At 72.6% G+C, this 13439-nt stretch carries 12 protein-coding genes; 6 read left to right on the top strand and 6 right to left on the bottom strand.

All coding sequences use genetic code 11. From position 1 onward, the window contains the following. The 6 genes from ABZ914_RS13280 to ABZ914_RS13255 form a co-directional block, all read right to left on the bottom strand. Positions 1 to 1119 (bottom strand): ATP-binding protein (locus ABZ914_RS13280; protein WP_500193194.1); only part of this gene is annotated, 1119 nt, incomplete at its 3' end. Between the two features lie 215 nt (positions 1120 to 1334). Beyond that, a complete protein-coding gene (locus tag ABZ914_RS13275; protein WP_500193193.1) occupies positions 1335 to 2768 on the bottom strand; it encodes a rhamnulokinase in 1434 nt (477 codons plus the stop codon). Further along, positions 2765 to 3385, bottom strand: a complete 621-nt coding sequence (locus ABZ914_RS13270; RefSeq protein WP_500193192.1) for a LutC/YkgG family protein — start codon at positions 3383 to 3385, stop codon at positions 2765 to 2767. The genes ABZ914_RS13275 and ABZ914_RS13270 overlap by 4 nt, the downstream gene beginning before the upstream one ends. Beyond that, positions 3382 to 4839 carry a LutB/LldF family L-lactate oxidation iron-sulfur protein gene (locus ABZ914_RS13265; RefSeq protein WP_500193191.1) on the bottom strand — a complete coding sequence of 486 codons (1458 nt, stop codon included), beginning with the start codon at positions 4837 to 4839 and terminating at the stop codon, positions 3382 to 3384. The genes ABZ914_RS13270 and ABZ914_RS13265 overlap by 4 nt, the downstream gene beginning before the upstream one ends. Next, a complete protein-coding gene (locus ABZ914_RS13260) occupies positions 4836 to 5552 on the bottom strand; it encodes a (Fe-S)-binding protein (protein ID WP_190859060.1) in 717 nt (238 codons plus the stop codon). Before ABZ914_RS13260 ends, ABZ914_RS13265 begins: the two co-directional genes overlap by 4 nt. Beyond that, a complete protein-coding gene (locus ABZ914_RS13255) occupies positions 5549 to 6670 on the bottom strand; it encodes a LacI family DNA-binding transcriptional regulator (RefSeq protein WP_500193190.1) in 1122 nt (373 codons plus the stop codon). Before ABZ914_RS13255 ends, ABZ914_RS13260 begins: the two co-directional genes overlap by 4 nt. A 301-nt stretch (positions 6671 to 6971) precedes the next feature. Here ABZ914_RS13255 and ABZ914_RS13250 point away from each other — a divergent pair, with 301 nt between their 5' ends. The 6 genes from ABZ914_RS13250 (at position 6972) to rhaI (ending at position 13406) form a co-directional block, all read left to right on the top strand. Next, on the top strand, positions 6972 to 8510 hold the full coding sequence (locus ABZ914_RS13250; RefSeq protein WP_500193189.1) for a sugar ABC transporter ATP-binding protein: 1539 nt from the start codon (positions 6972 to 6974) through the stop codon (positions 8508 to 8510). A 3-nt stretch (positions 8511 to 8513) separates the two neighbouring features. Then, positions 8514 to 9611, top strand: a complete 1098-nt coding sequence (locus ABZ914_RS13245; RefSeq protein ID WP_500193187.1) for an ABC transporter permease — start codon at positions 8514 to 8516, stop codon at positions 9609 to 9611. Then, positions 9608 to 10636 (top strand): ABC transporter permease, encoded by a 1029-nt coding sequence (locus ABZ914_RS13240; RefSeq protein ID WP_500193186.1) that lies wholly within the window; start codon positions 9608 to 9610, stop codon positions 10634 to 10636. The genes ABZ914_RS13245 and ABZ914_RS13240 overlap by 4 nt, the downstream gene beginning before the upstream one ends. A gap of 124 nt (positions 10637 to 10760) precedes the next feature. Beyond that, entirely contained in the window at positions 10761 to 11846 is a 1086-nt protein-coding gene (rhaS, locus tag ABZ914_RS13235; RefSeq protein ID WP_190859052.1) for a rhamnose ABC transporter substrate-binding protein, read from the top strand. 3 nt (positions 11847 to 11849) lie between these two features. Then, entirely contained in the window at positions 11850 to 12182 is a 333-nt protein-coding gene (locus ABZ914_RS13230; protein WP_190859050.1) for an L-rhamnose mutarotase, read from the top strand. A 57-nt stretch (positions 12183 to 12239) separates the two neighbouring features. Further along, the gene (rhaI, locus tag ABZ914_RS13225; protein WP_387023395.1) at positions 12240 to 13406 is read left to right on the top strand and encodes an L-rhamnose isomerase; all 1167 of its coding nucleotides are present in this window, start codon (positions 12240 to 12242) and stop codon (positions 13404 to 13406) included. Positions 13407 to 13439 lie beyond the last annotated feature (33 nt).

Raw genomic sequence — 13439 nt, 5'->3', positions numbered from 1 at the left:
GTGCGCCGCGAACCGCCAGCCCGCCGCCGTCGAGGCGTACGCGACGTGCCGCACGAGCGGATGCCGGAACCGGAACCGGCCGCCCGCGGTCGGGCGGACCACGTCCGCGGCGGTCAGCGCGTCCAGCGCGGCGAGCGCGTCCTCCTGCGGCATCTCCGCGGCGACCGCCGCCAGTTCCGGCTCGAAAACGTCCGCCGCGACGGCGGCGCCGCGCGCCATCAGCAGCGCCTCGGGCGGCAGGGCGCTCAGCTCGACCTGCAGGGCGGTCCGGACGGCGGGCGGCACCTCGGTGAGGTTCGCGACGCCCCGCTCCCAGTCGTGCCGCTCGATTCCGTCCTCGCCGAGGAGGCGGTCGTCGTGGCGGCCCATCCGGGCCAGCGCCTCCAGGTAGAACGGGTTGCCGCCGCTGGCCTTGTAGAGCTGCTCGCAGCGGTTGCGGGAGACGTCCGGGCCGAGGAACTCCGCCACCTCGTCGCGGTTCAGCGGCTCCACCGGCACCCGGGTGCCGACGGGCCCGGCGGCGTCCGCCAGCGCCGCCAGCCGCGGCGACGCCTGCGCGGGCCGGTAGGCGACCGCGACCAGCACGTTCGCGCGCGGCGGGTGCCGGACGAGGTGGTCCATCAGCTCGATCGTGGCGTCGTCGGCCCAGTGCAGGTCGTCGAGGATCAGCACCAGCCCGGACGGCGCGGCCAGCCGTTCCAGCAGGTGCCGCACGCTGCGGTGCACCTGGTAGCGGGCGACCGGGTCGGCGGCCCCGTCGGGGGCGTGCCCGGCGTCCGGGCCGGCGACGCGGTCGGCGAGCGCGGGGAAGACGGTGCCGAGCAGCCGCAGCGCGGTGGGCGACAGGTCGGGGACGTCGTCCTCCAGCCGGTCGTCGAGCGCGTCGACGACGGCGCCGAACGGCATCTCCTGCTCGAACTCGGCGGCGCGCCCGGCCAGGTAGGGCAGCTTGCGGGCGTTCGCGCCGTCGGCCAGCTCGTTCAGCAGCCGGGTCTTGCCGGCGCCGGGCTCGCCGACCAGCGCGAGGAAGCCGTAGCCCGTGGCGGCCGCGTCCAGGGCGCGGTCCAGCGCGCCGAGCGCGTCCTGTCGCCCCACCAGCGGAGCACCGGCGTCGCTCATGTCACACCCCAACAGAGACAGGCGGCCGACACGCCGTGATCATGCTTGTCGTCGTTGTTCCCGGTCCTTCAAGCGGGTTTTACCTTATCGGGTCGAACGTCAATAGGAGCGGGACAACACGCCCCGCGCGTCCCTGCTATCAACCGCCGACGCGCCCCTCGTGTCAACCGGGGGGAGCCAAACCGTCCCGGGAACGTGACATTCCTACCCGCGGGTCAGCCATCGAGGCCGAGGCGGGCGGCGGCCTCCTCCCAGCGGGCGTCGTCGCCCGCCGGCTCGTACCGACGGAGCGGCTGCGTCGCCGCGACCAGCGCGCGGGACTCGGCGAGGGAGCCCGCGAGACCGTGCGCGCGGGCCTGGGTGAGGACGTTGCCGAGCGCGGTCGCCTCGACCGGCCCGGCCACGACCGGCAGCCCGGACGCGTCGGCGGTCAGCCGGCACAGCAGCTCGTTGCGGCTGCCGCCGCCGACCAGGTGCACGACGTCGATCTCCTGCCCGGATAGCCGGGACGCCTGCCGGAGCGTCGCGCGGTGGGCGAGGGCGAGGCTGTCCATGACGCAGCGGACGGTCTCGGCGCGGGACGCGGGCTCGGGGAACCCGCGGCGCCGGCAGTGCGCGGCGATCCGCGCGGGCATGTCGCCCGGCGGCAGGAACTCGGGGTCGTCGGGGTCGATGAGGCTGCGCAGGCCCGGGACGTCCGCGGCCTCGGCGAGCAGGGCCGGCAGGTCCGGGTTCCCCCACGCGCGCATCGACTCCTGCAGCAGCCACAGCCCCATGACGTTGCGCAGGTAGCGGACGGTGCCGTCCACGCCGCCCTCGTTGGTGAAGTTCGCCTTGCGGCTCGCCTCGGTCAGCACGGGCTCGCGCAGCTCCACGCCGACGAGCGACCAGGTGCCGCAGGAGATGTAGGCGAACCGGTCGGTGGTCGCGGGCACGGCGGCGACGGCGGACGCGGTGTCGTGCGACCCGACCGCCACGACCGGGAGCGTCGGCGGGCGGCCGGTCTCCTCCGCCACGTCCGGGCGCAGCGTCCCGAGCACCTCGCCGGGCTCGCGGATCGGCGGCAGGATCCCGGCGGGCAGGCCGAGGCGGGCGAGCAGGTCGCGCGACCAGGCGCCGTCCCGCACGTCCAGCAGGCCCGTCGTGGACGCGTTGGTCCGCTCGGCGCCGACCGCGCCGGTCAGCCAGTGCGCGAGCAGGTCGGGGACCATCAGCAGCGTGGCGGCGCGCGACAGGTCGTCGGCGGCGAGCTGGTAGACGGTGTTGAACGGCAGGAACTGCAGGCCGGACGTCTGGTAGAGCAGGTCGTCGCCGACCTCGGCGCGGATCCGGTCCATGACGCCGTCGGTGCGGGCGTCGCGGTAGTGGACGGGGTTGCCGATCAGCCTGCCGTCGGCGTCGAGCAGCCCGTAGTCGACGGCCCACGAGTCGATGCCGACCGACGCGAGCCCGGCCGGCGCGGCGCGCAGCCCGTCGAGGATGTTGCCGTACAGGCCGAGGACGTCCCAGTGCAGGGTGCCGTTGACGCGGACCGGCCGGTTCGGGAACCGCCGGACCTCCTCCAGCTCCAGCGTTCCGGGCCCGACCCGTCCGGCCATCACGCGCCCGCTGGACGCGCCGAGGTCCACGGCGGCGAACGTCTCCGTCATTGGGCGATCACGACTTCCAAGGTGCGGGGCCCGTGCACGCCCTCGACGCGCGACAGCTCGATGTCGCTGGTCGCGGACGGCCCGGACACGAACGTCAGCGGGCGGTGCGGGTCGAGCCGCTCCAGCGCCTCCGGCACGTCCGGCGCCACCTGACCGGCGAGCACGACGATCAGGTGGTAGTCGGGGACGAGCGACAGCGCGCGCGGGCCCTGCGCCGGGCCGTGGTCCAAGACGATCGTCCCGGTCTCGGCAATCGCGGCGGCGCAGCCGGTGACGGCGCCCGCGAGCCCGTCGAGGGCGGCGACGTCCGGCCCGCGCACGAGGTCGCCGGCGACCTGCGCCGTCCACTCCTCCGGCAGGTCCGCCGGGATCCCGTAGACCCCGGGGCGGGCGGCGAGGCGCTCGGCGACCGTCGCGGCCAGCTCCGCCGCCGGGACGCGCACGACCGTCGCGCGGTAGTCGGCCACCCGCTCGGCGAACAGGTCCAGCACGCCGTCCTCGTGGTGGCGGCGCAGGTAGCCGCGGTCGATCGCGGCGTACCCGGCGGCGACCTCGGCGGCCGGGCGCGCCGGCACGATCCCGTCGATCCGGCGGAGGACGTCCTCGCGCGCGCTCACTGCTCGTTCCCTTCCGTGCGGCCGCCGCCGGTCCGCTTCCACCAGGCGCGGAACGACTCGGGCGGTGGTGCGGGGGCGTCCCGCGTCTCGGTCCAGGCGTTCAGCGGCCCCGGCAGCCGCCGGATCCGGCCGCGCGGCGCGACGATCCGGCGGCTCGCCGACGCGGCGCGCTGCGCGAGCGCGAGCCGGGTGGGGGACCGCAGCGTCCATCCGGCCGCCGTCATCGCGACCCGTTCGAGGGGATGGCGCGGGCCGCTCTCCACCGCGCGGGCCCGCAGGTGCACCAGCACCTCGGGGATGTCGATGGCGACCGGGCACGCCTCGAAGCACGCCCCGCACAGCGACGACGCGTACGGCAGCGACGCGTCCACCTCCGACCCGATGCCCCTGATCTGCGGCGACAGGATCGCGCCGATCGGGCCGGGGTAGGGCGAGCCGTAGGCGTGGCCGCCGGCGCGCTGGTAGACCGGGCACACGTTCAGGCACGCCGAGCAGCGGATGCAGCGCAGCGCCTGCCGGCCCACCTCGTCGGCGAGCGTGTCGGTGCGGCCGTTGTCCAGCAGCACCAGGTGGAACGTCCGCGGCCCGTCGCCGGGGTGCACGCCCGTCCACGCGGACGTGTAGGGGTTCATCCGCTCGGCGGTCGACGAGCGGGGGAGCAGCTGGAGGAACACCTCCAGGTCGCGCCAGCTCGGCACGATCTTCTCCACGCCCATCACCGAGATCAGCGTCTCGGGCATGGTCAGGCACATCCGGCCGTTGCCCTCCGACTCCAGCACGACGAGCGTGCCGGTGTCGGCGACCGCGAAGTTCACCCCGGAGATCCCGACCTTCGCCGACAGGAACTTGGCGCGCAGGTGCCGCCGCGCCGCCTCCGCCAGCGCGGCGGGGGAGTCGGTGAGGCCGTCGGGGACGTCCTCCATCTCGCGCAGGAAGATGTCGCGGATGTCGGACCGGTTCCGGTGGATCGCCGGGACGAGGATGTGCGACGGCCGGTCGTGCCCGAGCTGGACGATCAGCTCCGCGAGGTCGGTCTCGTAGGCGGTGATGCCGTCCTCGGCGAGCGCCTCGTTCAGCCCGATCTCCTGCGTGGCCATCGACTTGACCTTGACGACCTCGGTCTCGCCGGTCGCCTTCACCAGGTCCGCGACGATCCGGTTGGCCTCGGCGGCGTCGCGCGCCCAGTGCACCGTCCCGCCCGCCTCGGTGACCTTCTCCTCCAGCAGCCGCAGGTAGTGGCCCAGGTTGGCGAGGACGTGGTCCTTGATCTGCTTGCCCGCCTCGCGCAGCGCCGACCAGTCGTCCAGCTCGGCGACGGCGGCGGCGCGCTTGTCGCGGATCGTGGTGGTGGCGTGCGCGAGGTTGCCGCGCAGCCGGGTGTCGGCCACCGCGCGGCGCGCCGCGTCGGGGAACGACGGCATCCCGACATAGGTCGGCATCGCTTCGGCGCTCATGGTGTGGGCTCCTCCTCGGTGGAGGCGAGGATCTCGGCCAGGTGGACCGTCCGCACCCCCGCGCGGGTGCGCGACAGCGCGCCCCCGATGTGCATCAGGCACGAGTTGTCGGCGGCGCACAGCACCTCCGCCTTCGTCTCCCGCACGGCGGTGACCTTGTCCGCGCACATCGCGGCCGACACCTCGGAGTTCTTCAGCGCGAACGTCCCGCCGAACCCGCAGCACTCCCGCGCGTCCGGCAGGTCGACCAGGTCGATGCCGCGGACCTCGCGCAGCAGCCGCTGCGGCCGGTCGCCGACGTGCAGCATCCGCAGCGAGTGGCAGGTCGGGTGGTAGGTGACGCGGTGCGGGAAGTAGGCGCCGACGTCGGTGACGCCGAGGACGTCCACCAGGAACTCCGACAGCTCGTACACGCGGGACGCGACGCCGGCGGTGCGCGGCGCCAGCCTCGGGTGCCAGTCGCGGATCATCGCGCCGCACGACGCCGACGGCGTCACGACCGCGTCGTAGGGGTCGAACGTCTCGGCGAAGCCCTTCACCATGTGCAGCGCCTGCGTGCGGTAGCCGGTGTTGAGGTGCATCTGGCCGCAGCACGTCTGCGCCTCGGGGAACTCCACCTCGTGGCCGAGCCGCCGCAGCAGCCGCACCATCGCGCGCCCGGTCCCGGGATACATCGTGTCGTTCACGCACGTCAGGAACAGTGCGACCTTCATGCCGAGTTGCTCTCCCGGTCGTCGGCGGCGGCCCGGCTGGACTCGCGGACCACCAGCTCGGGCTGGAACATGACCTGCTGGTGGGCGTGCCCGCCGGACTCGTCGCACTCCTCGAGCAGCAGCTCGGTCGCGATGCGTCCGAGCTGGTAGGTGGGCTGGCGCACCGAGCTCAGCGGGACGGCCGCCGCCGCCGAGAACTCGATGTCGTCGTACCCGATGAGCGCCACGTCGGTCGGCACCTTCACGCCGGCCTGCTGCAGCACCCGCAGCACGCCGAGGGCCAGCAGGTCGTTGGCGCAGAAGATCGCCTCGGGCAGCGGGGCGCCGGAGTCCAGCAGCCGCCGCGCCGCCTCCTGCCCGGCGCGGGCGTTCATCGCGCCGACGGACACCTCGCGCAGCACGTCGCGGCCGAGGCCCGCGGCGCGCAGCGCCCGCAGCGCGCCGCGCCGCCGGTCCGCGCACTGCCGCAGGCCCGGCGGGCCCGTGACGAACCCGAGCGTGCGGGCGCCGTCCTCCAGCAGGTGCGTCACCGCGAGCTCGCCGCCCGCGACGTCGTCGACGGCGACCGAGCACTGGTTGGCGCGCGGCGTCGGATGGTCCAGCAGGACGACCGGGACGCCGCGGTCGCGCAGCCGGTCGGCGTTGCCGCCCTCGTCGCCGACCGGGGTCAGCAGCACGCCGCGGACCCGCTGCTCGGCGAGCACCCGCAGGTTGCGCTGCTCGCGCTCGTCGGACTCGCCGGAGGAGGACAGGATCACCGCGTAGCCGCGCTCGCTGGCGACGTCCTCGACGCCGCGCGCGACGTCGGTGAAGAACGGGTTGGCGAGGTCCAGCACCATCAGGCCGATCGTGCTGGAGTGCCCGGCGCGCAGCGTGGACGCCGACCCGTTGCGGACGAACCCGAGCTCCACGATGGCCTGCTCGACCCGGGCGCGGGTCGCCGCGGCGACCCGCTCGGGCCGGTTGAGCACGTTGGAGACGGTGCCCGGCGAGACGCCGGCGTGCGCCGCGACCTGCTTGATCCCGACGGTCGCGCCGTTACCGCCGTTACCGCCGTTGCCGCCGGCGGCGCCCGCCGCGGTGCTCGCTCGGGGGCGCCCGGTGTCGTCTGTGCTCAATCTGTGCCCCCGGGTCGCTCCGCTGGTGTGCCGCCGCTCACTTTGGGTCATGGCATTAAAACGTGTCAACCCCGCTGTCGGAAGTCGCCGGGCCCAAACCCCGCTGTCCGGACCCGGACGGGAGGAACTTCGCAAACTCGCCGACGCCCGGCCGCACAAGGGTTTTCGCAGCGTTCCGGGGGGTCCGGGCCGAAAGTCCCTCTTGACGAGTGCTCCGGCTCACATCTAGCGTCCTCCGCAACATCCCGTTAAAACGTTTTTCATCCATCCGTCACAGACTCCCCGTGCGAGGAGGGTGGCCATGAGTGCACCCGGCAGGTCGACGCCGCCGACATTGGCACTGGTCAACGTGAGTAAGTCGTTCGGCGCCGTGCGGGCCCTGCAGGGCGTCACCCTCGAGCTGCACGCCGGTGAGGTGCACGCTCTCGCCGGCGAGAACGGCGCGGGCAAGTCGACCGTCGTAAAAACGTTCGCAGGCGTGCACCGCCCCGACGCGGGCGAGGTCCGCGTCGACGGCGAGCCCGCCGCGTTCAGCGGCCCCGCCGACGCGCAGGCCGCCGGCGTCGCCGTCATCTACCAGGAGCCCACCCTGTTCCCCGACCTGTCGGTCGCGGAGAACATCTTCATGGGCCGCCAGCCGCGCGCCGGGCTCGGCCGCATCGACCGCCGCACCATGCACGCCGAGGCCGCGAAGCTGTTCCGGCGGCTCGGCGTCGCGCTGGACCCGCAGCAGCCCGCCCGCGGCCTGTCGATCGCCGACCAGCAGGTCGTCGAGATCGCCAAGGCCATCTCCCGGGACGCGCGGGTGCTCATCATGGACGAGCCGACCGCCGCGCTCACCGGCCAGGAGGTCGAGCGGCTGTTCAACGTGACCCGCACGCTGCGCGAGCAGGGCTGCGCGATCCTGTTCATCTCGCACCGGCTGGAGGAGATCTTCGAGATCTGCCAGCGGGTCACCACGCTGCGCGACGGCACCTACATCGGCACCGACCTGGTCGCCGACCTCACCGCCGACGACCTCGTCCGCCGCATGGTCGGCCGCGACCTGGACGCGCTCTACCCCAAGCAGGACGTGGCGCCCGGCGAGGTCGCGCTGAAGGTCAGCCGGCTCACCCGCGAGGGCGCCTTCACCGACGTCTCCTTCGAGGTGCGGCGCGGCGAGATCGTCGCGCTGGCCGGGCTGGTCGGCGCGGGCCGCAGCGAGGTCGCCCGCGCGATCTTCGGGGTGGACCGCTGGGACGCCGGCGGCGTGGAGGTGGCGGGGGAGAAGCTGCCCCCCGGCAGCCCGACCGCCGCGATGGCGGCCGGCCTCGCGCTCGTCCCCGAGGACCGCCGCCAGCAGGGCCTGGTGATGGACATGTCCATCGAGCGCAACATGGGCCTCACCCAGCTGCGCTCGCTGCGCAAGGAGACCGGCCGCGGCCCGCTCATCTCCCGGAAGGTCGAGCGCAATCGCGCCGCCGACTGGGCGCTGCGGCTCCAGCTCAAGTACGCCCGCCTCAGCGACACCGTCGGCGTCCTGTCGGGCGGCAACCAGCAGAAGGTCGTGCTCGCCAAGTGGCTCGCCACCGAGCCGACCGTGCTCATCGTGGACGAGCCGACCCGCGGCATCGACGTCGGCACCAAGGCCGAGGTGCACCGGCTGCTGTCGGAGCTGGCCGCGCAGGACCTCGCGGTGCTGATGATCTCCTCCGACCTGCCGGAGGTGATCGGCATGGCCGACCGCGTCCTGGTCATGCACGAGGGCCGGCTCACCGCCGAGATCGCCCGCGCGGACGCGACCGAGGAGACCGTGATGGCCGCCGCGACCGGGCGCGCCGGAACCGGAAAGGCGGCCTGACCCATGACCGTGCTCACCCAGTCCCCGGCCAAGCCGGGCTCCGGCGGACCGCCCGGCGGCGGCCGCCGCCTGGTCGAGCTGGTGCTGCGCGCCCGCGAGCTGAGCATCCTCGGCGCGCTGATCGTGCTGGTCCTCGGCACCGAGCTCGCGAACCACCGGTTCCTGTCCGGGCAGGGCGTCAAGGACATCTTCCTCAACGCCTCCATCCTGGCGCTGCTCGCCGTCGGCCAGTCGATGGTGGTCGTCACCCGCAACATCGACCTGTCGGTCGGCTCCGTCGTCGGGCTCGTCGCGTTCACCACCGGCAAGTTCGCCTCCGGCGGCGACCGCAACGTGGTGCTGGTGGTGCTGCTCGGCGTCGCCATCGGGCTCGCCTGCGGGCTGGTCAACGGCCTGCTCGTCAGCTTCTGCAAGGTGCCCGCCCTGGTCGTGACGCTCGGCACCCTCTACGTCATCCAGGGCCTCGACTACAAGATCGCGCACGGTGAGCAGATCGGCGCCGCGGACCTGCCGTCCTCGGTGCTGTCGCTCGGCAACGACTCCGTCCTCGGCGTCCCGTACCTGCCGGTCATCACCGTCGTCGTGATGCTGCTGATGGGCTACTACCTGCGCTCCTACTCCTCCGGACGGGAGTTCTACGCGATCGGGTCCAGCCCCGAGGCGGCGAACCTCGCCGGCATCTCGCTGCGCCGCCGGGTCCTCACCGCCTACCTCGTCAGCGGCGGCCTCGCCGGCCTCGCCGGGGTGCTGTGGCTGGCCCGGTTCGGCACCGTCGTCGCCGACGCGGCGCACGGCTGGGAGCTGAAGGTCGTCAGCGCCGTCGTCGTCGGCGGCGTCGCGATCACCGGCGGCGTCGGCACCGTGTACGGGGCGGCGCTCGGCGCGCTGCTGCTCACCACCATCGGCAGCGTGCTGGTGGTGCTCAAGGTCAACTCGTTCTGGCAGGACGCCATCACCGGCGTCCTCCTGCTGCTGGCGATCAGCGTGGACCGGCTGCTGGCCCTGCGCGTCACCAAGGCGCTCAAGCAGCGGTCGCTGGAGTCCGGGGCGCACCGCGACGACGGCCCCGCCGCCGAGGCGCCGAAAGGAAAGGTGTCGTGAGCACTGACACGAAGAGCGCCCCGCGCGGAGCGGCCCTCGGCCGGCTGCTGCGGTGGGAGACCGCCGTCACCGCCCTGCTGGTCATCGTCTTCGCCGGCGGCGCCGGGTTCTCGCCCGACTTCGCCAACACCGACAACCTGTCGTTCGCGCTCGGCGACCTGAGCGAGATCGCGCTCATCGCGCTGCCGATGACGCTGCTGGTGGTGTGCGGGCAGGTCGACCTGTCGGTCGCGTCCGTGCTCGGCCTGTGCAGCGCCCTCACCGGCAAGATGTGGGACCACGGCATGGCGATCGAGACGATCATCCCGATCGTGCTGGTCGTCGGCGTCGTCTGCGGCCTGGTCAACGGGCTGCTCGTCACCCGGCTCGGGCTGCCCTCGCTCGCGGTGACGATCGGCACCATGACCCTGTACCGGGGCTTGGCGTACGTCGTGCTCGGCACCGAGGCGATCTCGGAGTTCCCCACCCGGTACACCAACCTCGCGACCGAGTCGATCCCCGGCACGCCGATCCCGTACCCGATCGCGCTGTTCGCCCTCCTCGCGATCATCACCGCGGTGGTGCTGCACGCCACCGGCGTCGGGCGGTCGCTGTTCGCGATCGGCTCGCAGGAGGACGCGGCGTACTTCGCCGGCATCCGGGTCAAGCGCCTCAAGCTGATCCTGTTCGTGGTGTCCGGGCTCGTCGCCGGGTTCGCCGGCATCGTCTACACGCTCCGCTACGGCAGCGCCCGCGCCGACAACGGCCTCGGCCTGGAGCTCACCGTCATCGCGGCGGTGCTGCTCGGCGGCATCGACTTCGACGGCGGCAAGGGCACCCTCGGCGGCGTCATCGCCGCGGTGCTGCTCATCGGCCTGCTGCGCAACCTGCTGATGCTGAACGACGTCTCCACCGAGGTCCAGTCGATCGTCACCGGGCTGCTGCTCATCATCAGCGTCCTCACGCCGCGGCTGATCGCCGTGGTGCGCGAGGCACAAGGCCGGCGGCGGGGCGCGCGACCCGCGGTCCCCGCCGCCGCACCATGACCCCCGGCGAAGCCGGCCGGGGGGTGTGGGGGGTCGTCCCCCTCGAGAAGCACCGCCCCGCGTCCCCCGCCGCGTCCGATATCCCACCCCAGAGCACGACCTGGAATCCCGAAAGGCACTCGTGATGACCCTTCGTTTGCGCGCCCCGCGCCGCCTCGTGGCCGTCGCGTCCGCGGGCGCACTCGCCCTCTCCCTCGCCGCGTGCGGCGGCACGACCAAGGACTCCTCGTCCGACTCGGGGAACAAGGCCGCCGCGGGCGACGGCAAGGCGGACCCGAACGCGCCCCTCAAGAAGGGCCTGAAGATCGCGTTCCTGCCCAAGCAGGTGAACAACCCCTACGAGACGATCGTCGACAACGCCGGCATCGCCGCCGCCAAGGAGTACGGCGGCGAGGCCAAGGAGGTCGGCCCGTCCGACGCGTCGGCGTCCTCGCAGGTGTCCTACATCAACACGCTGATCCAGCAGCGGCACGACGCGATCCTGATCGCGGCCAACGACCAGAACGCGGTGTGCGGCCCGCTCAAGCAGGCCATGGCCAAGAAGATCAAGATCGTCGCGTACGACTCCGACACCGCGCCCGAGTGCCGCAACGTGTTCATCAACCAGGCGAGCTCGGAGGAGATCGGCCGCAGCGAGGTCAAGCTGCTGGCCGACCAGATCGGCGGCAAGGGCGACATCGCGATCCTGTCGGCGACCGCGAACGCCACCAACCAGAACACCTGGATCAAGTACATGCAGGACGAGCTGAAGAAGCCGGAGTACTCCGGCATGAAGCTCGTCAAGATCGCCTACGGTGACGACGACGACCAGAAGTCGTTCCAGCAGACGCAGGGCCTGCTGCAGGCGTACCCGAACCTGAAGGGCATCATCTCGCCCACCACGGTCGGCATCGCGGCCGCCGCCCGCTACATCGACGGCTCCAAGTACAAGGGCAAGGTCACGCTGACCGGCCTCGGCACGCCGGACCAGATGCGCAAGTTCATCAAGGACGGCACGGTCAAGTCGTTCGAGCTGTGGGACCCGAAGAACCTCGGCTACCTCGCGTCCTACGCCGCGGCGGCGCTGTCGTCCGGGCAGATCACCGGCAAGCAGGGCGAGACGTTCAAGGCCGGCAAGCTCGGCGAGCGCACCATCGGCGCCAACGGCGAGGTCATCCTCGGCCCGCCGACGGTCTTCGACGCCAAGAACATCGACCAGTACCACTTCTGATCGATGGCGGCTGACGGCACGAAGCGCGTCTGCTTCCTGCTGAAGGTCCGGCAGGACCGCCTGGAGGAGTACAAGGAACGCCACCAGGCGGTCTGGCCGGAGATGCGGGACGCGCTGCGGGAGACGGGCTGGCACAACTACTCGCTGTTCCTGCGCGAGGACGGCCTGCTCGTCGGCTACCTGGAGACCGACGACTTCGCGGCCGCGCAGGAGGCGATGGCCCGCACCGACGTCAACGCCCGCTGGCAGGCGGAGATGGCGCCGTTCTTCGAGGACCTCGACGGCCGCCCCGACGAGGGGATGCGGCCGCTCCCCGAGGTCTTCCATCTCGACTGAGGGCCGCCGCCCCCTCCCGGCGGCGGCCCCGGACAGCAGAAACGTGAGGTTACATCCGTGAACGACACCAGCGCGGTGAAGGACGCCCTGCGCCGCCAGCAGATCGAGACTCCCTCCTGGGCGTACGGCAACTCGGGGACCCGGTTCAAGGTCTTCGCCCAGCAGGGGGTGCCGCGCACCCCGCAGGAGAAGATCGACGACGCCGCGCAGGTGCACCGCTTCACCGGTGTCGCGCCGAGCGTCGCCGTGCACATCCCGTGGGACAAGGTGGACGACTACGCCGCGCTGGCCGCGCACGCCAAGGAGCGCGGGGTGCGGATCGGCGCGGTGAACACCAACGTCTTCCAGGACGACGACTACAGGCTCGGCAGCGTCACCAACCCCGACCCGAAGGTCCGCCGCAAGGCCCTGGATCACCTGCTCGAATGCGTCGACATCATGGACGCGGTCGGGTCGAAGGACCTGAAGCTGTGGTTCTCCGACGGGACGAACTACCCGGGCCAGGACGACATCCGGACCCGGCAGGACCGGATGGCCGAGGCGCTCGCCGCCGTCTACGAGCGGCTCGGCGACGACCAGCGGTTCCTGCTGGAGTACAAGCTGTTCGAGCCGGCGTTCTACATGACCGACCTGCCGGACTGGGGCACGTCCTACGCGCACTGCCTCAAGCTCGGGCCGAAGGCGCAGGTCGTCGTGGACACCGGGCACCACGCGCCCGGTACCAACATCGAGTTCATCGTGGCGTTCCTGCTGCGCGAGGGGAAGCTCGGCGGGTTCGACTTCAACTCCCGCTTCTACGCCGACGACGACCTGATGGTGGGCGCCGCCGACCCGTTCCAGCTGTTCCGGATCATGTACGAGGTGGTGCGGGGCGGCGGCTACGACCCGGAGACGGGCGTGGCGTTCATGCTCGACCAGTGCCACAACATCGAGCCGAAGATCCACGGCCAGATCCGCTCGGTGATGAACGTGCAGGAGGCCACCGCGAAGGCGCTGCTGGTGGACGGCGACGCACTGCGCGCCGCGCAGGAGTCCGGCGACGTGCTGGCGGCGAACGCGGTGTTCATGGACGCCTACAACACCGACGTGCGGCCGCTGCTGGCGGAGCTGCGCGAGGAGATGGGCCTGCACCCGGACCCGGTCGCCGCCTACCAGGCGTCCGGCTACTTCGAGCGCGTCGTCGCCGAGCGCAAGGACGGCCAGGCCGCCGGCTGGGGCGCCTGACCGCCGCCGATTCCGATACGCCGCCGATTCCGA

Origin of the sequence: Spirillospora sp. NPDC046719 (genome assembly GCF_040645715.1) — a bacterium.
In the GTDB taxonomy this organism is placed as follows: domain Bacteria; phylum Actinomycetota; class Actinomycetes; order Streptosporangiales; family Streptosporangiaceae; genus Spirillospora.
The sequence above is the reverse complement of the archived record's forward strand: the minus strand, read 5'-3'. Positions and strand labels throughout refer to the sequence as shown.